General features: G+C 70.1%; 17 protein-coding genes. 5 read left to right on the forward strand and 12 right to left on the reverse strand.

Going from position 1 to position 20,749, the window contains the following annotated elements; translation table 11 throughout:
• The coding region (locus ADL01_RS26920) for a LysR family transcriptional regulator (protein ID WP_063783594.1) at nt 1-961 on the reverse strand (961 nt) is incomplete at its 3' end.
• A gap of 70 nt (nt 962-1,031) precedes the next feature.
• On the opposite strand from ADL01_RS26920, the gene ADL01_RS26925 reads away from it, so the two are divergent.
• Nucleotides 1,032-2,198: a TDT family transporter gene (locus tag ADL01_RS26925; protein ID WP_107091006.1), complete on the forward strand. Its 1,167-nt coding sequence runs from the start codon at nt 1,032-1,034 to the stop codon at nt 2,196-2,198.
• Here ADL01_RS26925 and ADL01_RS26930 read toward each other — a convergent pair.
• The 4 genes from ADL01_RS26930 to ADL01_RS26945 all read right to left on the reverse strand — a co-directional run bounded on the left by ADL01_RS26930 (nt 2,125) and on the right by ADL01_RS26945 (nt 6,906).
• The gene (locus ADL01_RS26930; protein WP_053744605.1) at nt 2,125-2,868 is read right to left on the reverse strand and encodes a helical backbone metal receptor; all 744 of its coding nucleotides are present in this window, start codon (nt 2,866-2,868) and stop codon (nt 2,125-2,127) included. The genes ADL01_RS26925 and ADL01_RS26930 overlap by 74 nt on opposite strands.
• Before the next feature lie 63 nt (nt 2,869-2,931).
• A complete protein-coding gene (locus ADL01_RS26935) occupies nt 2,932-3,501 on the reverse strand; it encodes a helix-turn-helix domain-containing protein (protein ID WP_053744606.1) in 570 nt (189 codons plus the stop codon).
• Between the two features lie 467 nt (nt 3,502-3,968).
• On the reverse strand, nt 3,969-5,819 hold the full coding sequence (locus ADL01_RS26940; RefSeq protein WP_053744607.1) for an ABC transporter permease/substrate binding protein: 1,851 nt from the start codon (nt 5,817-5,819) through the stop codon (nt 3,969-3,971).
• Nucleotides 5,812-6,906: a quaternary amine ABC transporter ATP-binding protein gene (locus ADL01_RS26945; protein WP_053744608.1), complete on the reverse strand. Its 1,095-nt coding sequence runs from the start codon at nt 6,904-6,906 to the stop codon at nt 5,812-5,814. The genes ADL01_RS26940 and ADL01_RS26945 overlap by 8 nt, the downstream gene beginning before the upstream one ends.
• A gap of 216 nt (nt 6,907-7,122) precedes the next feature.
• Between ADL01_RS26945 and ADL01_RS26950 the strand changes: the two genes are divergently transcribed.
• The 3 genes from ADL01_RS26950 to ADL01_RS26960 all read left to right on the forward strand — a co-directional run bounded on the left by ADL01_RS26950 (nt 7,123) and on the right by ADL01_RS26960 (nt 10,738).
• Nucleotides 7,123-8,052, forward strand: coding sequence for a 5'-3' exonuclease (locus tag ADL01_RS26950; protein WP_234354806.1), 930 nt, complete (start codon nt 7,123-7,125; stop codon nt 8,050-8,052).
• Between the two features lie 65 nt (nt 8,053-8,117).
• Nucleotides 8,118-8,957 carry a siderophore-interacting protein gene (locus ADL01_RS26955; RefSeq protein WP_053744610.1) on the forward strand — a complete coding sequence of 280 codons (840 nt, stop codon included), beginning with the start codon at nt 8,118-8,120 and terminating at the stop codon, nt 8,955-8,957.
• A 224-nt stretch (nt 8,958-9,181) separates the two neighbouring features.
• Complete coding sequence (locus ADL01_RS26960) at nt 9,182-10,738, forward strand: amino acid permease (protein ID WP_053744611.1); 1,557 nt, start codon at nt 9,182-9,184, stop codon at nt 10,736-10,738.
• 92 nt (nt 10,739-10,830) lie between these two features.
• Here the strand turns inward: ADL01_RS26960 and ADL01_RS26965 are convergent, their stop codons facing one another.
• On the reverse strand, nt 10,831-12,555 hold the full coding sequence (locus ADL01_RS26965) for a hypothetical protein (RefSeq protein WP_053744612.1): 1,725 nt from the start codon (nt 12,553-12,555) through the stop codon (nt 10,831-10,833).
• A 1,129-nt stretch (nt 12,556-13,684) separates the two neighbouring features.
• Here ADL01_RS26965 and ADL01_RS26975 point away from each other — a divergent pair.
• On the forward strand, nt 13,685-14,626 hold the full coding sequence (locus ADL01_RS26975; protein WP_053744614.1) for an RluA family pseudouridine synthase: 942 nt from the start codon (nt 13,685-13,687) through the stop codon (nt 14,624-14,626).
• Between the two features lie 292 nt (nt 14,627-14,918).
• Here ADL01_RS26975 and ADL01_RS26980 read toward each other — a convergent pair whose 3' ends face one another.
• The 6 genes from ADL01_RS26980 to ADL01_RS27005 form a co-directional block, all read right to left on the reverse strand.
• Nucleotides 14,919-16,406, reverse strand: a complete 1,488-nt coding sequence (locus tag ADL01_RS26980; protein ID WP_053744649.1) for a cytochrome P450 — start codon at nt 16,404-16,406, stop codon at nt 14,919-14,921.
• Nucleotides 16,407-16,523: 117 nt separating this feature from the next.
• Nucleotides 16,524-17,144 (reverse strand): GTP-binding protein, encoded by a 621-nt coding sequence (locus tag ADL01_RS26985; RefSeq protein ID WP_053744615.1) that lies wholly within the window; start codon nt 17,142-17,144, stop codon nt 16,524-16,526.
• On the reverse strand, nt 17,125-17,565 hold the full coding sequence (locus tag ADL01_RS26990; RefSeq protein WP_053744616.1) for a DUF742 domain-containing protein: 441 nt from the start codon (nt 17,563-17,565) through the stop codon (nt 17,125-17,127). The genes ADL01_RS26985 and ADL01_RS26990 overlap by 20 nt, the downstream gene beginning before the upstream one ends.
• Complete coding sequence (locus tag ADL01_RS26995) at nt 17,562-17,969, reverse strand: roadblock/LC7 domain-containing protein (RefSeq protein WP_053744617.1); 408 nt, start codon at nt 17,967-17,969, stop codon at nt 17,562-17,564. The genes ADL01_RS26990 and ADL01_RS26995 overlap by 4 nt, the downstream gene beginning before the upstream one ends.
• Entirely contained in the window at nt 17,966-19,597 is a 1,632-nt protein-coding gene (locus tag ADL01_RS27000; RefSeq protein ID WP_053744618.1) for a sensor histidine kinase, read from the reverse strand. The genes ADL01_RS26995 and ADL01_RS27000 overlap by 4 nt, the downstream gene beginning before the upstream one ends.
• A 327-nt stretch (nt 19,598-19,924) precedes the next feature.
• Nucleotides 19,925-20,569 carry a TetR/AcrR family transcriptional regulator gene (locus ADL01_RS27005; protein ID WP_053744619.1) on the reverse strand — a complete coding sequence of 215 codons (645 nt, stop codon included), beginning with the start codon at nt 20,567-20,569 and terminating at the stop codon, nt 19,925-19,927.
• Nucleotides 20,570-20,749: the final 180 nt, after the last annotated feature.

A 20,749-nucleotide genomic window follows, 5' to 3' on the forward strand; every position in this document is an offset into this window, starting at 1 on the left:
GGACGGGAAGGGGCGGCGGGGGCGAAACAAACCCGTCCTCCCCCCGGGTCAACCCCAGCAACTCCCGAGCCGGCCCGACCGGCCGATGCCCCACCGGCCACACCGCCCGCAGCTCCCGATCCAACCGCACCCCGTCCAACGGCACACACACCAACCGCCGCGTAGCGAGCTCCTCCCCCACCGCCAGCTCACTCAGCACCGCCGGCCCCGCCCCACCCACCGCCGACGCCTTCACCGCGGTGGTCGACGACAGCTCGATCAGCGGACGCGCCAGCCCACCCAACGCGGTGTCCAGCACCTGCCGCGTCCCCGACCCCTCCTCCCGGAGGATCAACGGCGTCACCGCCAGCTCCGCGGCCCCCACCGGCTTCCGCCGCCGCGCCCACGGGTGCCCCGGCGCCGTCACCACGATCAGCCGGTCCCTGGCGACGACCACCGAGTCCAGGCCGCTCGGCACGCCCGTCCCCTCCACGAACCCGAGGTCCGCCTCGTCGGACAGGACGCGCTCCGCGACCGTCGCCGAGTTCCCCGCCAGCAACGACACCGCTGTCTCGGGCCGCAGCCCGCGCAGGGCCAGCAGCCAGCCCGGCAGCAGGTACTCGGCGATCGTCATGCTCGCCGCGACCCGCAGCCGGGAGTCGCGTCGCGCCCGCAGGGCCTGCGCCCCCGCGTCGAACGCCTCAGCCGCCTCGACGACCCGCCGAGCCCAGTCGGTGACGAGCACGCCGGCGTCCGTGAGCCGGGAGCCGCGCGGCGAGCGGTCCACGAGGGCCACCCCCAGTTGGCGTTCCATCGACCGGATACGGCTGCTGGCGGCCGGCTGTGTGACTCCCAGCTCCTGGGCCGCCCGCCCGAGGCTCCCCAGCCGCGCGACGGCGAGCAGCAGTTCCATGGCACCGAGGTCCGGGACCCGGTGCGCGACCCCCGCCGACCGTACGGCCCTGCCCTCCACATCACCCATAGATCCAGCTTATGCCCTCATTCATCCGAACCCCCTGGTGACCGCCCCCGCCCCGCGCGACGGTAGGAGCATGGCAACCGCAGTCACCGCAGCCCGCCCCCTCACCCACCCGCTCCCCCAGCTCCAGCGCCCCCTTCCCCTCGGCATCCTGTGCCACCTCGGCCCCAACTGGTACGCCCCCGTCATGGGCACCGCCATCGTGGGCACCGCGGGCTCCGGCCTCCCCGGCGCAGACGGCGTCCCGGGACTGCGTACCGTCTGCACTGCCGTCTGGGCCCTCTCCCTCGCCCTGCTGCTCGCGCTGCTCTGCGCCCGCGCCCTGCACTGGGTTCACCATCGCGACCAGGCCCGCGCCCATCTCGCCGACCCGGCGACGGCGCCCTTCTACGGCTGCCTCGCGATGGCCCTGACGGCCGTCGGAGGCGGCACCCTCGTCGTCGGCCGGGACTGGATCGGCGTACCGGCCGCCGTCACCCTGGACGCGGCCCTCTTCACCGCCGGGACGGTCGTCGGACTCGTCGCCGCCGTCGCCGTCCCATACCTCCTGGTCGTACGCGGCGCCGCCCCCAGCCCCGTCTGGCTGCTGCCCGTCGTCGCGCCCATGGTGTCCGCGGCGCTCGGTCCGCTTCTCGTGCCCCACCTTCCGCCGGGGCAGGCGCAGCGGGCGCTGCTGTTCGGCTGCCTGGCCATGTTCGGCATGAGTCTGCTCGCGACCCTGGTGATGCTGCCCGTCGTACTCGCCCGCCCTCTCGCCAGCGGTGCGCTCCCGCTCGCCGTCACCCCGACCCTGTTCCTGGTCCTGGGCCCGCTCGGCCAGTCCACCACCGCCGCCGGCAACGTCGCCGACCTCGCCCCGGGCGTCGTACCCGTCGCGCATGCCTCCGCCGCTGACGCCGCCGTCCTCTACGGCGTTCCCGTCATGGGCTTCGCCCTGCTGTGGCTGGCCCTCGCCGGCGCCCTGGTGGTGCGCGCCCGGCGCCGGGGCATGGGCTTCGCGATGACCTGGTGGGCCTTCACCTTCCCGGTGGGCACCTGCGTCACCGGCGCGGAGAGCCTCGGCCGGCACACCGGGCTCGCCGCCTTCGGCGTGCTCGCCGTCGCCCTGTACGTCCTGCTCGTCGCCGCCTGGGTCGGCGTCGGCGTGCGAACCGTGCGGGGCCTGGTCAGCGGTGAGCTGCTCGCAGGGCCTCGCCCAGCATCCGTGGCGCCTCGGCCAGTGACGGTCCGTACCAGGTGAGGTGGCGTCCGCTGACGAGCGCGCACGGCACCCCCGCGAACGCCTCGGGACCATCCTCGGCCGTGAAGCGGTACGGCTCGTCCGGCAACACGACCATCCCGCCCTGTGCGGCGGCTCGCAGGTCCTCGATCGGTACGCGCGGATAGCGTTCGGCGTGGGAGGCGTACGCGTTGTCGACGCCCAGCCGCGCCAGCACGTCCCCCGCGAAGGTGTCCCGCCCGAGCACCATCCAGGGGCGCCGCCAGACGGGCACGACAGCGGTCGTACGAGCGTCGGCGGCCGTGTTCCGCCAACGCTCCGGCGCCGACCACGCCGACTCCGCCTCGTCGAGCCACCGGGGCCGTGATTCCGCCCCGCACGCCGTGACCACCCGTGCCAGTTCCCGGAAGGCCTGCGGCACGTCCCGCACCTCGGTGAGCAGCACCTCGATGCCCGCCTCGCGCAGAGCGGCGAGGTCCGGTTCGCGGTTCTCCTCCTCGTTGGCGACGACCAGATCCGGGGCGAGCGCGACGATCCACTCGACCTTGGGGTTCTTGGTGCCGCCGACGCGTACGACATTGGCGCCGAGGTCGGCCGGGTGGCTGCACCAGTCCGTGGCGCCGACGAGAACGCCGGGCACCGTGACCGCCACCGCCTCCGTCAGGGACGGCACCAGCGAAATCACTCTCATGGTGGGTTCCCTCAACTGCTGCTCACGGGATACGAGTTGACAGCGGAACGCGCCTGACGTGTCTCAGCGGCGCCTGTGCTGGACCGCCTCGATGTGTTCGGCCACCGCCACCACGATCACCCGGGTGTCCGGCTCGGTCGCCCGCCAGCGGTGCCGCACGCCGCCCGTCAGGTACAGCGTGTCGCCGCGGCCGAGCCGGTGCGCGCGGCCCTCCGCCTCGATCTCGACGGCGCCGTCGGCGACGTACATCAACTCGTCGTTGCGGTGCTGGAATTCGCGGCCGGCGTCATGGTCCCCGGCGAACTCCATGGCGTGCAGCTGCTGGTGGCCTCGGACCAGGGAGCGCACCCGGGGCTCGTCGGGGGCGGGTTCCAGGGCGTCCGCGCGGACGACGTCGACGCTGCACGCCGGATCGGCCGCCGCGAGGAGCTCGACCGCGGTGGTGCGCAGAGCGTCGGCGACCTTCTCCAGGGAGCTGCGGCTGGGCCGCGCCCGCTCGTTCTCGATCTGGCTCAGGAAGGGCACGGACAGGCCGCTGCGTTCGGCCACGGCAGCGAGGGTGAGCTCCAGCGCCCGGCGCCGCCGCCGGACGGCCGCGCCCACCCGAAGGGGCTGTTCTTTGTGGTCGCCCATAGCTCCGGCTCCCTCCTCGGCTCGTCGTCGCGTCCGGTCGTGTACGTCCCATCACAGCGCATCGCGCCGCGTGTTCGGTGGCTGTTCGCCAGATCGTCCCCGAAGCATGCACGACGCGTTCTCTGATGACTTCCTTGCACCCTACGCATGTTCGTCAAACCGTTTCATGCGCCCGTCACATCGGCCTCACCTCGAGTCGGGTACGACCCTCACGGTTCACGCCAGCGGACAGGCCGCCCGGCCCCTCCTGGCACCGGCCCACGCGCGCGGGCGGCCGCGCTGACCAGCGGGAGCGTCCGGCCCGGCAGCCAGGCCCGGGTGATGGCATGGCGCTCCGTGGTTGTCCGGATCCTTTTCGTACACGGAACGTCGGCGTCCGGGAACAGGGCGAGGGGTGGGCCGCACCGGAGACACCCGCGCACGCGCGTGTGTCTCCAGTTTCGACCCACCCCTCTCGAGCGGCTCCCTCAGTTGTCCGATACCCCGTTCGCGCCGCTCTTCCCCCCGGTCTTCCCCTCTGGTTCGCCGGCCGGTGCCCATTTCGCGGCGAGCCCGGGGTTCGCCTTCAGCCAGGCGCGTACGGCGTCCTGTTCGCCGCCCTTGCCGGCCTGCTGGATGCGCGCCTCCAGACCGGTGAGCTGTTCCTCGGTCATGGAGAACTTCTTCAGCCAGGCGCCGACCTCGGGGTTGTCGGCGGCGAAGCCCTTGCGGGCGAGCGTGTGCACGCCGTCGCCCTTGCCCCAGGCGCCCTTGGGATCCTTGAGCTTCTTCAGGTCGTAGTCGCTGTACGCCCAGTGTGGTGACCAGAGTGTGACGACGACCGGTTCCTTCTTGGCGTACGCGCGCTTGAGTTCGGCGAGCATGGCCGGGGTCGAGCCGTCGACGACCTCGTACTCGTCGCCGAGGCCGTACTCCTTCAGGACCTTGTCCTTGAGAAGGCCCATCATCCCGGCGCTGGGTTCGATGCCGACGATCCTCCCCTTGAACGTGGACGACTGTCCCTTGAGGTCGGCGAGCGAGTCGACGCCCTTGACGTACGACGGGACGGTCAGCTCCAGGGAGGTGGGGCCATACCACTTGCCCAGATCCTCGAGCTGGTCGCCGTACTTCTTCCAGTACTCGGCGTGGGTGACAGGCAGCCAGGAGTCCGTCTGGAAGTCGATCTGGCCGGTGGCCAGGCCCGTGTACAGGGGGCCGGCCGCGTACTGGGTGGTCGTGACGTCGAAGCCGCGCTCCTCCAGGAGCTCCTTCCACAGGAACGTGGTGGCGATGCCCTCGTCCCAGGGGATGTAGCCGATGGTGACCCTCTTGCCCTGTCCCACGTCTGTCCCGGTGACCCGGTCGGGCTTCGCGGAGGAGCCGAAGACGCCGAGGCCGCCGGCGACGAGCGCCAGGACGACCACGCCGGCCAGCGCGACGACCGGGCTGGGGCGGTGGTTCCAGAGCTTCGGGGTGCCCGCGGCGCGGGCCTTGGCGGCGGCGCGGCGGCCCAGCGGGGAGATCTGGGCGCCGAGCGCGCCGGTCATGCGGTCGAGGTAGATGGCGAGGACGACGATGCCGAGGCCCGCCTCGAAGCCGAGGCCGATGTCGAGCTGGCCGATGGCCTCGTTGACGGCGCCGCCGAGCCCGCCGGTGCCGACCATGCCGGCGATGACGACCATGGACAGGCCGAGCATGATGACCTGGTTGACGCCCGCCATGATCGTCGGAAGCGCGAGCGGCAGCTGCACACGCAGCAACGTGTCGCGGGGCGGGGTGCCGAACGCCTCGGCGGCCTCGACGAGTTCGGCGTCGACCTGGCGGATGCCGAGTTCGGTCATGCGTACGCCGGGAGCCAGCGCGAAGATCAGGGTGGCGACGACGCCCGCCGGGACGCCCATGCCGAAGAACAGGATCGCCGGGATCAGCAGCACCATCGACGGCATCGTCTGGAGCAGGTCCAGGACGGGCCGCAGGACGGCGCTGACGGTCGTGGAGCGGGCCGCCCAGATGCCCAGCGGGATCGAGATCACCAGGGCGATGAGTGTGGCGACGAGCACCAGGGCGAGCGTCGACATGGCCTTGTCCCACAGGGCCATGGAGTCGATGAGCGCGAATCCGGCGAAGGCGAGAGCGCCCGCGACCAGGCCACGCAGCCACCAGGCGGCCACCGCGAGGATGCCGGCCAGGAGAAGCGGCTCCGGGGCGGTGAGTACCGCGTAGATGCCGTCGTACAGACCCTCGACGACCATTTTGACCGCGTCGAAGAGCCAGGACATGTGGTCGACGAGCCAGCTGACGCCGTCGTCGACCCAGTCGCCGAGCTGGAGCCTAGGCACGGGCGGTCACCTTCCCGTCCGCGGCGGCCGGGGCGCTCGGGCTGCCGCAGGGCTCGGGGTCGCCCTGCTGGTCGCCCAGGAAGCCGACGAGACGCTGTCTGGGGACGACGCCGACCAGTTCGCGGTCCTCGGTGACCACCGCGACCGGGTGGGACAGCCGGGCGCTCAGCGCGCACAGTTCGGTGAACGGCGTGTCGGGCGTCGCCGTCGGGCAGTCGCAGTCGGCCTCGTCGCCGCTGGTCGGCGGGTCCATGACGGCGTCGGCGGTGAGGACGCGCGTGCGGTCGACGTCCTTGGTGAAGGAGGCGACGTAGTCGTCGGCGGGGCGGACGAGGATGTCCTCGGCGGTGCCGGTCTGGACGATGCGGCCGTCGCGCATGACGGCGATGCGGTCGCCCAGGCGCATGGCCTCGTTGAGGTCGTGGGTGATGAACACGATGGTCTTCTTGAGGGTCTTCTGGAGTTCCAGGAGCTGGTCCTGCATGTCCCGGCGAATCAGCGGGTCGAGGGCGCTGAACGACTCGTCCATGAGCAGCAGGTCGGCGTCGGTGGCGAGCGCGCGGGCGAGGCCCACGCGCTGCTGCATGCCGCCGGACAGCTCGTCGGGCCACGAGTCCTCCCAGCCGGCCAGACCGCACAGGGCGAGCGCCTCGTCGGCGCGGCGCTCGCGCTCGGCGCGGGGCACGCCCTGCACGGACAGGCCGTACGCGGCGTTCTCACGGACGCTGCGGTGCGGGAAGAGCGCGAAGTGCTGGAAGACCATGCTGATCTTGTTCGCGCGCAGGGCGCGCAGTTCGCGGTCGCCGAGCGCGGTCAGGTCCTGGCCGTCGAAGCGGACGTGTCCGGCGGTGGGTTCCAGCAGGCCGTTGAGCATGCGCAGCAGCGTCGACTTGCCGGAGCCGGACAGGCCCATGACGACGAAGATCTCGCCGGGCTCGACGGCGATGGACGCGTCGATGACGGCGGCGGTGATGCCGTCGTCGCGGAGTGCGTCGCGGTCGGCTCCCTGTTCGAGTCGGGTGACCGCGTCGCCGGATCGTCTGCCGAACACCTTGTACAGATGCTCGGTCTCAAGCCTGGATGACAAGGGTGCTCCTCGGTGGTGCTTTCCGGTTGCGACGATTGCGACGATTGCGCGAACAACCGGGTTCGTTCGTGCCGCGCCTGCCCGTGTCCGACATGGGCAAACGGAGGAGTGGGCCAGTTCACAACTCTTCGCATAGGTAACGCGAGACCTGGGCGAATGGCTCGGGGAGCGGCCGGAAAGCGGCGCGCGGGGTGACTGTCAGTGGCGTACGGCATGATGCGAGGCGTGACCGGACGACTGATGCTTCTCGATACCGCCTCGCTCTATTTCCGCGCCTATTTCGGCGTCCCGGAGTCCGTGAAGGCTCCGGACGGCACGCCGGTGAACGCCGTGCGCGGGCTGCTCGAATTCATCGACCGGCTCGTCAAGGACCACCGGCCGGACCACCTGGTGGCGTGCATGGACGCGGACTGGCGTCCGCAGTGGCGGGTCGACCTGATCCCTTCGTACAAGGCCCACCGGGTCGCCGAGGAGCACGCGGTGGGGCCGGACGAGGAGGAGGTGCCGGACACCCTGTCACCGCAGGTGCCGATCATCGAGGCGGTCCTGGACGCGGTCGGCATCGCGCGCGTGGGCGTCGCGGGTTACGAGGCGGACGATGTGATCGGCACGTTCACCGGCCGCGCCGAGGGCCCCGTCGACATCGTCACCGGCGACCGGGACCTGTACCAACTGGTCGACGACGGGCGGGGGGTGCGTGTCCTGTACCCGCTCAAGGGCGTGGGCACGCTGCAGCTGACCGACGAGGCGTGGCTGCGCGAGAAGTATGGGGTGGACGGGAAGGGGTACGCGGATCTGGCGCTGCTGCGCGGCGACCCGAGCGACGGGTTGCCGGGCGTGCCCGGCATCGGCGAGAAGACGGCCGCGAAGCTGCTGGCCGAGTTCGGCGACCTGACCGGGATCATGGCCGCCGTCGACGACCCGAAGGCGAAGCTGACGCCGTCGCAGCGCAAACGCCTCGACGAGTCACGGCCGTACGTCGAGGTCGCGCCCAAGGTCGTCCTGGTCGCGGGCGATGTACCGCTGCCGGACGTCAACACGGCGCTGCCGCACACTCCCCGCGACCCGGCGGCGCTCGAAGTGCTCGCCGCCCGCTGGGGACTTGGGGGTTCGCTGGAGAGATTGCTCACGACACTCGGAAGGTGAGGACCCACTTCCCGGAGAGAGGTGCTAACTTAGGTAACCCTAAGCAAGGGACCAGGGAGGCCGTCATGGCAGAGCGCCCGGAACGCAGGGCTCCGAAGACCCACACCGCGCAGGTCGTCCGCACGGAGCGGCTGACTCCGCACATGCAGCGCGTGGTGCTGGGCGGCGAGGGCCTCGCCGAGTTCTCAGCCGGCACCTGCACCGACCACTACGTGAAGCTGCTGTTCCCGGCCGAGGGCGTCACCTATCCGCTCCCCTTCGACATGCAGCGCATCCGCGCGGAGTTCCCGCGCGAGCAGTGGCCGGTGACCCGCACCTACACGGTGCGCGCCTGGGACCCCGAACTGCGCGAACTGACCCTCGACTTCGTCCTGCACGGCGACGAGGGCCTGGCCGGCCCCTGGGCGATGCGCGTCCGGCCGGGCGACACGCTGGCCTTCGGCGGCCCCGGCGGCGCGTACGCCCCCGACCCCGACGCCGAGTGGCATCTGCTCGCCGGTGACGAGAGCGCGCTGCCCGCGATCGCCTGCGCCCTGGAGTCGCTGCCCGACGGCGCGAAGGCGTACGCCTTCGTGGAGGTCGCGGGACGCGAGGAGGAGCAGAAGATCGACTCCGACGTCGAGGTCCACTGGCTGCACCGCGGTGACCGCCCGCTGGGCCAGGCTCTCGTCGAGGCCGTACGCGCCCTGGAGTTCCCTGCGGGCCGGGTGCACGCGTTCGTGCACGGCGAGGCGGCCTTCGTGAAGGAGCTGCGCCGGCTGCTGCGCGTGGAGCGCGAGATCCCGCGCGAGGACCTCTCGATCTCCGGCTACTGGCGCCTCGGCCACAACGAGGACGGCTGGCAGGCGTCCAAGCGGGAGTGGAACGCACAGGTGGAAGCAGAGCAGGAGCCGACGGCCTCCTGAGTTCACCCTCGATGGCCGGACAGCCTCGAACTCCCCTCCCCACCCCGCCGGTCCCTGCTCGCCCCTGAAGAGGCCTTGTCCTCAATCACCGGACGGGCCGAGGGCGCCTGGGCCTACGTGAGGACTTGGGCCCCGTCTCGACACGGCTGCGACATCCCTGCGAAACAGCGCATCCCTAATTTCTGTCACCCGACAGGAATTCCGCGCCGAAGGCAGGTCCCGCCGTGACCACGACCGCTCCCTCCGACGTACGCCCCGATCCGCCGGACCCGTCCGCGGACCACTCCCTCGCCGAGTTCGGCTACCCCCAGGAACTGCACCGCAGCCTCGGCCGGTACGCCTCGTTCGCCGCGGGGTTCTCCTTCATATCCGTCCTGACGACCGTCTTCCAGTTCTTCGCCTTCGGGTACGCGTTCGGCGGCCCCGTCTTCTTCTGGGCCTGGCCGGCCGTACTGATCGGCCAGTTGCTGGTCGCCGCGTGCTTCGCGGAACTGGCCGCGCAGTACCCGATCTCCGGCGCGATCTACCAGTGGTCGTCGCGGCTCTCCAACCTCACCTTCGGCTGGTTCGCCGGCTGGATCATGGTGATCGGGCAGATCGTGGTGGTCGCGGCGGCAGCCCTCGCGCTCCAGGTCGTCATGCCGGCCATCTGGTCCGGCTTCCAGCTGGTCGGCGACGACCCGGCCCCCACCTCGGCGAGCGGCGCGGCCAACGCGGCGATCCTCGGTGTCGTCCTGCTGGCCCTGACGACCCTGGTGAACGTCTTGGACAACCGCGTGATGTCCCTGATCAACCGGGTCGGCGTGACCGCCGAGATCATCGGCGCCGCCCTGATCATCGTGCTTCTGTTCACCCACTCCGAGCGCACTCCCGGGATCACCTTCCACACGGGTACGGCACTGGAGTCAGGCCTCTTCGGCGCGCTGCTGGTGGGTTCGTTCACGGCGGCATACGTGATGATCGGGTTCGACAGCGCGGGCGAGATGAGCGAGGAGACGCACAATCCCCGGCGTACCGCGCCCCGCACGATCCTGACCGCGCTCGCCTCGGCGGGCCTGCTGGGCGGCCTGATCATCCTCGCCGGCCTGCTCGCCGCACCGAGCCTCACCGACGGCCGGCTCGGCGTCGAGGGCCTGAGCTACGTCCTGACGAGCAGCCTCGGCGACGGGGTGGGCCGCGCCCTGCTGGTCGACGTGGTGGTGGCGATCGCGGTGGCGACCCTGGCGATCCAGACGGCGGCGTGCCGGATGCTGTTCTCGATGGCCCGCGACGGCCAACTCCCGTTCTCGGCCCGCCTGGCCAAGGTCAACCCGCGCACGGGCATGCCGAGCGCTCCGGCCGTGGTCGTCGGCGTCCTGGCGGCCGCCCTGCTCCTCCTCAACTTCGCGTCTCCGGAAGCGTTCCTGGCCATCGGCACCACGTGCATCGTGATGCTGTACCTGGCGTACGCGATGGTCACCGGCCCCCTCCTCGTCCAGCGCGTGAAGGGCACCTTCACCGCCGACGGCACCGACGAGACCGGCAAGCCCCTCTTCTCCCTGGGCCGCTGGGGCATCCCGGTGAACGTCCTCGCCCTGCTCTACGGCCTGTTCATGACCGTCAACCTGGCCTGGCCCCGGGCAGCGGTGTACGACCCGGCGGGCGGGCACTGGTACTTCCAGTGGTTCACGGTGCTGTTCTTGGTGGTCACGGTGGGGGGTGGGGTGCTGTACCGGCTGCTGCGCGAACGACGCGTGCACTCCACGCAGCCTGATCCGGCGCTCTCCGCAGCGGCTCCGTAGCCTCGACCGCCGTAGCTCGTCGACCACCCCTGATGCGCTTTCCGGCTCCTGGCAGGAGCCGGAAAGCGCATCAGGGCGTATCCGGACACCGGTCAGCGCGCTTGAGTGACGACGGCCTGAGCGTCGCTGGCGCCCTGCGCCTGGGAAACGATGTCCGCGATGTGCGCGCCGAATGTCAGGGTGATGTGGGGGTGTGCCGCCGTGGAGTACATGTAGATGTCGAGGGTGAGCTCCTCCGGCCGGTCGAAGGCGGGCAGGACGCGCCACCATGCCGCACGGGCCAGGTCGGTGAGGGTGCCGAGGTCGTCTTCGGAGCATTCGGCGGCCAACGCGTAGACGCCCAGGGTCAGCGCCGCGACCACGGTGGTGCCGGGATCGAGGTGTTTCCGGTCGGCGTGCCAGCCGAGGGCGGTGGGTGAGAGCTTCGCCAGACGGGTGACTGCCCGCGCCGCCACCTCCGGAGGGATCACATCGACAGCCCCGGTGAGGGTCAGGGCGGTGTACACGATCTCCCTGGCGTCGGCGTCCGTGCCGCTCAGGTCGGTCCGGGACAGGTGCGGGCAGTCTTCGGCGTCGAGGTAGAAGCAGGGACCGCAGCGGGGTGCGGCTCGGCACACCCGGCAGTCGTGCTCGCTCACGGCCCCCCATCCGTAACCGTGCTGGGCCATGGGTCCCACCGTGGCCCACAGGTCGCTGCGGTGCCCCCAGAGGGTGTAGGAGACGCCCGCGCATCCGGCGAGGAAAGTGCGGTCGTCCCTGGTCAACGATCCGTCGGCGACCTTCGCGGCCATGGCCGGCAGGAGGTGCCCCAGCCCCACCAGCCAGGTGACCAGGGTGTCGGCGCCGTGCCGGCCGTCGCCATAGAGGCGGGCACCGTTGCCGACGTCGCCGGTGTAGGTGTCGATGGCGAGGTCGTGAATGTCGTTGACCATCTTGGAGATGCTGAAGTAGGCCCTGCCCGCGTGCGACACACAGGCACGGTCCGCCAGCGTGGGCAGCCCCATGTCCAGGGCGTACCACTCGCAGATCATGGCGTTCGCCGACGGGTAGTACGGAACTTCTGTCCGCAGGACAGGGACACCCAGTTCGGGATACCCGGTGATGCACCTGCCGCGGTGCTTGGCCATGACGCTGGACTTCCGGGCCATCAGGATGTGCCGTACGGCAGCGGTGAGCGACAACTGCTGCTGGGCCGCGCGGATTTCGGCGATGGCGACGGCATGCCAGTCCTCGAGTTCACCACGGACGTACCTGCCCCAGTCGGTCGTCGAGGCGAGGTCGCAGTACATGCCCTGACGGGCCGCTTCGCGGTCCGGTTCGAACACCCGCCAGGCGAGCAGCCAGCCGAACAGGGTCTGCGGCACGAACAGTTGCACTGGTATGCGTATCTGCGCCGCCAGTCGTTCGATCATTGTTCGAGGAACGGGTTCCTCCAGATCGAGCGGACAGCCCTTCTTCTTCCACTGCTCCCCGCACTGACTTGCCAGCTGAAGCCATCCTCGCTGGGACCCGTCCCGGGAGGGCTGCTCGTGGGTGCCGCGACGGGGCGCGTAGGCCTGCATCGCCCGGTGCCACAGCTGGATCGTCCGGCGTACGTCGGTGCGGTCCGGCCGGGAGAGCGCCAGACCGGAGGCGAGGTCGGCGGGTGGTTCCCCGTCGGACGCGGGCGCGCGGTGCCGTTCCGCTGCCGAGAGCTTGGACCAGTACGCCTTGCGTACTCCCTGCATGATGATGCCGTCAGGCTCGCGAGAGGCCGGACCTGGCTGGTTCGGGACCCGTCCTTCGGGGGCCAGAGTGTCGCCGGGCAGCTCAATCATCTGAAGCACTCCTTCGATCGAGGCTCTGTGGTAGGTGCACAGTGCGTGTCAGCGAGTGGTGCGAAGTCAGGAGCTCGGTGGTTCGGAAGGGGGGAAGGGGCTCGTACGACAGCGCGGCTCCGCTCAGTTGCCCGCGAGCGGTCCGCCGTGGAGGTGGGGCTGGTCAATCTGCCGGAAGTCGGCCGCGGAGGGGACGGTGGTCGGTAGCATCGATTCCACCGGTCCGGTCGGCTCCGCCCGTGGCAAGCACTGCCTCGTCCGCAAAAGACACATCGAGCAAGGCAGGACCCCGATTCGTCCGGGCCGGCCAGATCCGACGGAGCACAGGACACTGTCGCGACGCCGGGCGGTCAGATGGTGCGGCGCGTCCGCGTGGGGCTGTGCCGCGCCCCGCAGGGCGAGGGGAAGAAGGACCATGGAATTGCCCTCGCGCAGATCGTGAGTCGGACCCTGGTCCACAGACATCGCCTCACGCACCCGGCCCCGCAGGAAGAGCACGCCACTCCAAGGCGGCATGTGCGACCTGGACGAGCGCTCTAACTGTGCCATCCGCAAGCCACGAGCGGAAGCCACTCCTATACGCAGTGATGCGTACGCGGCCTACGACGTGCGCCCCCAAAGAGGGATACATACCTCGCCTACCCGCCCATCCGGACACGACCTACGCGTTTCACCTCGAACACGCGCCAGTTGTACCTACTCCCGCGAGACGCGCGCTTCTCCACACCCCGTCCGCGCCCTGGTCAGGTGCGCGGTGGCCGTGATCGGCCCGGCGGGGGGCGCGGACGCCGGCCTGACGCGCCCTCAACCGTAGCGTCAGAGCCGCAGGACGAAACCCGTCGTTCCAGCGGATCACCGTCCACTGGAGGCGCCCCTCCGCCTGGCCGAAAGACAACGCAAGCCCGACAGGACCGGTTCAAGCCATCGACCGCCGCACGCACGGGCCGCACCCTCGCCGTCCGGCCACGCCGCAAGATGCGGGGTCCACGCCGGGCCGGCCATCCGGCCCGCCCCGACCCGTCCGGGCATCAGTACGATTCCAGCCAAGGGGCGCAAAGAGGGCGCATCGTTTTTCGGACGTACCGCAGCGCCCCCGCCCCGACAGTGCCCCGTCGTAGGCTTCGTCGTGATGAGACGCCGTACCCCTCCCCCGCCCTCTCCCCTGCCGCAGCGCGACGGGGTGGATCCGGTACGTGTGCGTTTGCCGGCCGGGGACGAGTGGGCGACCGTACGGGATCATCTGGTGGCGCGGCTGGCGGCCGGGGCCGGGGTGATCGACGGGATGCTCGACGCCGGGCGGATCGTGGGCATCGACGGCCTTCCGGTTCCGCGAGACATGCCGTACGTGCCAGGGATGTTCGTGTGGTTCCACCGGGACCTGCCCGACGAGGAGCGGGTGCCGTTCGAGGTCGGCATCGTGTACCGGGACGAGCACATCGTGGTGGCCGACAAGCCGCATTTCCTGGCCACCACCCCACGCGGCAGTCACGTCGCCGAGACTGCCCTGGCGCGACTGCGGAAGCAACTGGGCGTCCCAGCTCTCGGCGCGGCGCACCGGCTGGACCGGCTGACGGCCGGGCTGGTGCTGTTCGTCGTGCGGCCCGAGGAGCGCGGCGCGTACCAGTCGCTGTTCCGGGACAGGCGAGTCGCGAAGGAGTACGAGGCTGTGGCGCCGTACGCCCCCGAGCTGATTCTTCCCCGTACCGTGCGCAGCCGAATCGTCAAGGAGCGCGGGGTCCTGGCGGCCCGCGAGGTCGAGGGCGAGCCGAACGCCGTCAGCCGCGTCGAAGTTCTGGAGCACCAAAACCGGCGAGCCCGGTACCGGTTGACACCGCGTACCGGGCAGACACATCAACTGAGGGTGCACATGAGCTCGTTGGGGGTGCCGATCCTCGGTGATCCCCTCTACCCCGTGGTGACCGGCCCCGTGGCGGTCGGTGACTTCCGGCGCCCGCTCCAACTGCTGGCGCGGGTGCTGGAGTTCACCGATCCGGTCACGGGGCGCGAGCACCGGTTCGTCAGCCCGCGCACGCTGCGGGCCTGGTCGTCCTACGACGACTGGGCCGGTTGACGCCCTCTCTTGCCCGAGGGCAGGAGATTCCGGTCCGCACCGCTACGCGGTACCACCTCGGGTTCCTGCTTCACTGGCCCTTGCCGGTCTCCGGGGAGCTCGGTCTCACAGGGGCCTCCACAGGCGTCACTTCCCGCCCGTCCGGCGGTAGATCCGACAACTTCGCCGTCGGATGAGGCGATCTCAGCCATGCCGCTGCGGCCCTCCGGGCCGCAATGGACAGGATGCACTTCACCTCCACCCTGAAGGAGGAGCACTGGGCAAGTGTTCGGTAGCCCGGTATTCGGTCGGCTCAGTCGCCGCGCCACCAGCGCAGGAGGCGTCCGAACAGCCCGGGCCGGCCGGCCGGTTCGGGTGTCGCCACCGGCGCGGTGGGCTCCGCGGTCGCGGGTTCTGGAGCGACCGGCTGTGGCCGTACGGCACCGACCGGCATGTCCTTCGAACGCTGTGGCGGCAACGGGTTCATGGAGGGCAGCTGCATGACGTCCTGCGGAGGCCTCGGCATGAACTTCACCGGCAGTTCCACCAGATGCCGGTTCGAGATGGACGACCGCCAGTTCAACTCGTCCTCGTCGCAGTCGAGTTGGATGTCGGGAACGCGGTTCAGCAGCGCGTCGACGCCGACATCGGCGATGGCGCGGCCGATGTCCTGGCCCGGACACTCGTGGGGACCGCCGCTGAACGCCAGGTGGGAGCGGTTGCCCTGCATGTTGGCCTTGAGGTCGGGACGCACGCGCGGGTCGACGTTGCCCGGCGCGATACCCAGGATGAGGCCGTCGCCCTTGCGGATGCGCTGGCCCCCGAGCTCGGTCTCCTGCTTGGCGAAGTACCCCAGGATGGCACTGAACGGCGGCTCGTCCCACATGGACTGCTCGACCGCCTGGGGCACCGTCATCTGACCGCCGTTGAGCCGGGCGCGGAACCCCGGGTCGGTGAGCACCACCCGCAGTACGTTGGCGAGAAGGTTGGCGGTGTTCTCGTACGCGGCGATCAGCACAAGGCGAAGGTGGTGGCCGACCTCCTCGTCGTTGAGCCTCGCCGGGTGATTGATCAGGTGGCTGGCGAAGTCGTTCCTGGACTCGACGCGGCGGCTGGCAGTGAGCCGCATCAGGGCGTCCATGATGTATTCGTTGCTGGCGATCGAGGTCTCGGTGCCCTTGAGCAGGTCGCGGGCGGCCTGCACGATCCGGTCGTTGTACTCCTCGGGCATACCGAGAACCTCGCACATCACCGCCATCGGCAGGTGCTCGGCGAACTGGGCGACCAGATCGGCCGTGCCCTTCTCGCAGAACTTGTTGACGAGGTGCTGGCTCGCCCGGTTGATGTGGCGGCGGATGCCCCGGTGGTCGATGGTCGACATGGCGCCGGTGACCGCGCCACGCAGCCGCAGGTGCTCGTCTCCCTCGGCGTGGCTGCACATGGGCTGCCAGGCGATGATCGGCATGAGCGGATGATCGGGCTTGATCGTGCCGTCGTTCAGGGAGGTCCACAACCGGGGGTCGCGGGAGTACTGCGAGGGCGTGCGCACCATGTGCATGTTCTCGCCGTGGCCGAGCACGACCCAGACCGGTACGTCGTCGTGAAGCAACGCGGGGGCCACCGCACCGTGTTCGGCGCGGAGTTTCTCGTACACGGCTCCCAGGTCCTCCGCCTCCGGGCCGTACAGCCGGCGCAGTCCGCCTGGGCCGGTGCCGAGGCCGAGGCCGTGGGCAGGGCACCCCGGGGGCGGATCGAGGGCGGCGTCGTGGGTGCCGGTCAGGGAGTGGGGGTCAGGCGTCACTGTGATCGCTCCGAAACTGAAGTGGATCCGGTGTGTGAGGAGTTGACGGAATGTCATACGGGTGAACGACGAAGTGCGGGTTTCGGGTGGTGGCTCGCCGAGCGTGCAATGCCGCTGTCAGACCGACGCCTTCGTCATCTCGATCGAGTGCAGAAAGCGCATCAGCGTCATCAGCGTGTCCCGGCTGGAGGCCCGGCGGCGTGCGTCGCACTCCACGATGGGGATGTCCGGGGCCAGGTCGAGCGCCGAGCGCAGGTCCTCGATCGGGTAACGGGGCGCGTCCGGAAAGGCGTTGACGGCGATGACGAAGGGCACACCGCACTCCTCCAGTCGCCCTATGACGTCGAAGCTCACTTCCAGGCGCCGGGTGTCGATCAGGACGACCGCGCCCAGGGCTCCTTCGAACAGGCCGTTCCACAGGAACCAGAAGCGTTCCTGGCCCGGGGTGCCGAACAAATACAGCACCAGTTGGTCGGTGATGCTGATGCGGCCGAAGTCCATGGCCACGGTGGTGGCCGTCTTGGAATCGGAGCCGTAGTTGTCGTCGACGCCGATGCCGGCCTGCGTCATGGTCTCTTCGGTGGTCAGCGGCCTGATCTCGCTCACCGAGCCGACCATGGTCGTCTTGCCGACGCCGAATCCGCCCACGACCACGATCTTCACCGCGGCCTGGGTACTGGACGGCAGGCGGTCCTCGGTCCGTGGACCGGGGATGGTGTCAGAGCTTTTGAAGTCCATGCATCACCGCTTCGAGGAGGGAACGGTCGGCGAGCGACTCCCGGATGATCGGGTAGCGCGCCTGGACCAGTTCGGCCGTCAGCAGCTCGGTGAGCAGGACGGTCACCACGCTGAACGGCAGATTGAGATAGGCCGAGAGTTCGGCCACGGACAGGGGGTCCTTGCAGAGCCGGAGCAGCACCGACTGCTCCGGCGAAGCGGAGGGCGGGGGCTCGGCGCGCGCCACGATTAACGTGACGAGGTCGAGGGAGGCGCGGTCGCCCCCCTGAACGGCGCCGGTGATCACGTAGAGCCGCTCCGGGTTCTTCCGCTCCCCTTCCTTGCCCTCCGCGCCCTCCGTGTCCGCCGGCCTCTCGTGGAGGGGCTCCGCCGGAGGTTCCTGCTTCATGGGATAGCGCCGTCGGCGCTGCGGAGGAGTCATACGGGGTGCCCGTTCCGCCGGGGCGGACTGGTGAGGTGAGCGCCGATGCGGACGACGAGGTCGCGCATGTGGTTGCTCATGTTGCCGGGTTCGGCGACCACGTTGGCGAGGACCGCGAGGTAGGCGTTGGGGCCGGCCGCCATCAGGTAGAAGTAGCCGCCGGTGACCTCGATGATGACCATGCGCATGGTGCCGTCGCTGTCCGGGATCTCGTGCGCGACGGCGCCGGCGAGGCTCTGCAGCCCTGCGCAGGCGGCGGCGACACGGTCGGCGGCGTCGGGGTCGCCGCCGTAACGGGCGATGCGCAGGCCGTCGGCGGAGAGCACCACGATCTGCTGGATGCCCGGTACGCCGTCGGCGAGCTCCTTGAGCATCCAGTCGAAGTTGGCTCGCTGCTGGATCACTTGAGGTTCTCCTCGTCGTCGGCCTCAGCGTGGGCCGACTGCTGGTTGGTCGCGTCGTCCGGGTGGCCGGAGAACGTCGTCGGGTCGTTGGGGTTCCTGGTGAAGGCCGTGGGGTCCGGGTCGCCCTTGAGGCCCTCCATGAACGCCTCGACCCACAGCCCCGGCAGGGGCTCCTCTTCCTTCTTCTTCGGCTCGGGCTCCCACAGTTTCCGGAGCTCCGGGTCGGCCGCGATCTCGGCCTCGGAGGCCCTGGAACGGGCGTACCGCTCGGCGATGGAGGTCGTGACCCGGCTGCGGCGCTGCGGCAGACCGTTGTCGGTCCACTCGGTGACGACCGGGATGTCGTCCTCCATGGAGACCGACGCGGGGATACGCGGGCCGGTCGTGGGCCGGCGCTTCTTGGGCGGGCGCTTGGGGCCTTCCAGCGCGCCGAGTTCGATCTTGGGCGCGGCGGTGGCTCCGATGCCGTGGGCGAGCCCGGGGGTCCCCTCGGTGGTCAGCATGTCGGCCGGCACGACCAGAACGGCGCGGACACCGCCGTAGGCGGACTGCCTGAGCGAGATCTGCATCTTGTACGACTGACAGAGGCGCCCTACGACGGCCAGGCCGAGGCGCGGCGACTCACCGAGGTCGTTGAGGTCGAAGCCGGCCTGAGCGCGGGCGATCATGTCCTCGGCGCGCTGTCGGGCCTCCTCGCTGAGGCTGACGCCGGCGTCCTCGATCTCGATGGCGATGCCGGTCTGCACCTCGGTGGCGGTGACGTGCACCTTGGTGTGCGGCGGGGAGTAGCGCGTCGCGTTGTCGAGGAGTTCGGCCGCCGCGTGGATGAGCGGTTCGACGGAGTTGCCGTCGACGTTGACCGCGCAGATGGACTTCAGCTCGATGCGGCGGTACTCCAGGATGCGCGACATGGCGCCGCGCAGCACGCTGTACAGCGCGACGGGCTGGGGCCACTGGCGTCCGGGCCGGCCACCGCCGAGCACGGAGATCGAGTCGGCGAGGCGACCGATCAGCGCGGTGCCGTGGTCGATGCGCAGGAGGTCGTCGAAGACCTCGGGGTTGCGGCCGTGGTCCTCCTCCATCTCCCGGAGTTCGTTGGCCTGCTGGTGGACGATCGCCTGAACGCGCCGCGCGATGCTGACGAACGCGCGCTGCGAGCCGTCTCGCATGGACTCCTCGCGGTCGACGACTTCCAGGACCTTTTCCAGCACGTAGCGCTGCGGCGCCGTGAGCTGGCTGAACGGGGAGTTCGGCAGTGCGAGTTGGCGCATCACCTCTCCGGGTGAACCGGCGCGAGGCAGCAGAAACAGCACGTACGGCAGGACTTCCGAGCCGAGTCGCTCGATGTCCTCGTTCTGGGTGAGGATGCGCCGTTCCAGATACATGGTGCGACGGGCGTGCTCGGCACGCAGCTTACGGACGGTCCTGCCACGGCGGACCGCTTCGGCGGCGACCGCGACGACCAGGAGCGTGGCGACGGCTCCGCACAGGCCGACGGCGGTACGGGCCGGCCCCGACACCAGGGCGACAGCGGCTCCGGTAGCGCCGGCCATTGCTATGGCGGGCAGCAACAGCACGCGCGCGTAGGGAAGTTCACGGCCACCGGGAGGCGATTGAACACTCACCATGTATGCCCTCTGAGACAAATCGGTTGGGGTTGGGTGTGCTTGCTGTGGGGTAGATCTGGGAACTGTCGGGATCTTCGGTATTTTTGGGAACAAGCGCACGAATACGTCCCAACTCGGTGCGCTGCGGGCGAGCTTAGTCCGACCGGATCAACGCCGTGTCATATTCGGCAAGCATCTGAAATACCCCCCGCAACTGGAGTACTCTCGGCCCATTTACACGCTGCGGATGCAATCGCACACAATGCGTCACGACGTATGGGCGTACGAGAACCACTCACCGCGACGGGTGAATACAGGCCTCCGCGGGCCCCGGGAGCGCCCCGCCCCTCAGATTCCGGCGATGCGCAGCGCCGCGTCCGCGGTGGCTTCCGCGAAGACCGAGACCGGGCGCTCGGGGTCGGAGCGGTGCACAAGGATGACGCCCTCGATGAGCCCGAAGAGCAAGTCCGTGCGCAGGTCCAGCTCACCCTTGGCGAGCGCACCCCCGGCGGCCGTCGCCGCGAGCAACTGCCGGTAGGCGTCCTTGAGTTCGGCCCGCACGGCGTGGAAACCCGCGAAGCGTTCGGCGGCCACCTCGGGAAGGAGGTAGAGACCGCCGAGGTTGTACGGGCCGCCACAGAGCAGCTCGACGTCGGTGCGGCACAGGTCCCACAGCCGGTCCTCGGCCGGGGTCGCGTCGTCAGCGAGCAGGCCGCGGGCGTACGTCAGGGAGGGCGTGACGGTGGACTCCAGGAGCTCGGCGAGCAGCTCCTCCTTGCCGGAGACGTAGTGGTACATGGACGCCTGGCGCATCCCGGCCCGCTCGGCGATGGTCCGGGTGGTGGTGGCCGCATAGCCTCGGACGGTGAACAACTCGGCGGCGGCGGCGAGCAGTTCGGCTCGCGGGGCGAGCCCGCTGTCCGGTCGCTGCGCGGCCCGCGGTCGACCGACCCGCCGCCCGCCCGACTCGTTCGGCCCACCCGTCGTTCCCATGCGTTCGATCCTCGCACACCACCCGGCCCGGCGATCTTCGTGAGCAACGGGTAACGGAGTGGAAACACGCGGGCAACTACGGCGTCGCGCCGCCCGCCTAATTTCTGTCGGGCGACAGAAATAAAGAACCTGGGCAAGCAGCCCGAGAAGCAGCACCTGAAGCAACACGAAAAACGCTAC

The organism is Streptomyces sp. NRRL WC-3618 (genome assembly GCF_001280005.1).
Lineage (GTDB): Bacteria > Actinomycetota > Actinomycetes > Streptomycetales > Streptomycetaceae > Streptomyces.

Coding starts and splice junctions, on each gene's coding strand:
- ADL01_RS26925 (WP_107091006.1), top strand. CDS start 1,032: ATGGCAACCGCAGTCACCGCAGCCCGCCCCCTCACCCACCCGCTCCCC.
- ADL01_RS26930 (WP_053744605.1), bottom strand. CDS start 2,868: ATGAGAGTGATTTCGCTGGTGCCGTCCCTGACGGAGGCGGTGGCGGTC.
- ADL01_RS26935 (WP_053744606.1), bottom strand. CDS start 3,501: ATGGGCGACCACAAAGAACAGCCCCTTCGGGTGGGCGCGGCCGTCCGG.
- ADL01_RS26950 (WP_234354806.1), top strand. CDS start 7,123: ATGCGAGGCGTGACCGGACGACTGATGCTTCTCGATACCGCCTCGCTC.
- ADL01_RS26955 (WP_053744610.1), top strand. CDS start 8,118: ATGGCAGAGCGCCCGGAACGCAGGGCTCCGAAGACCCACACCGCGCAG.
- ADL01_RS26965 (WP_053744612.1), bottom strand. CDS start 12,555: ATGATTGAGCTGCCCGGCGACACTCTGGCCCCCGAAGGACGGGTCCCG.
- ADL01_RS26975 (WP_053744614.1), top strand. CDS start 13,685: ATGAGACGCCGTACCCCTCCCCCGCCCTCTCCCCTGCCGCAGCGCGAC.
- ADL01_RS26985 (WP_053744615.1), bottom strand. CDS start 17,144: ATGGACTTCAAAAGCTCTGACACCATCCCCGGTCCACGGACCGAGGAC.
- ADL01_RS26990 (WP_053744616.1), bottom strand. CDS start 17,565: ATGACTCCTCCGCAGCGCCGACGGCGCTATCCCATGAAGCAGGAACCT.
- ADL01_RS27000 (WP_053744618.1), bottom strand. CDS start 19,597: ATGGTGAGTGTTCAATCGCCTCCCGGTGGCCGTGAACTTCCCTACGCG.
- ADL01_RS27005 (WP_053744619.1), bottom strand. CDS start 20,569: ATGGGAACGACGGGTGGGCCGAACGAGTCGGGCGGGCGGCGGGTCGGT.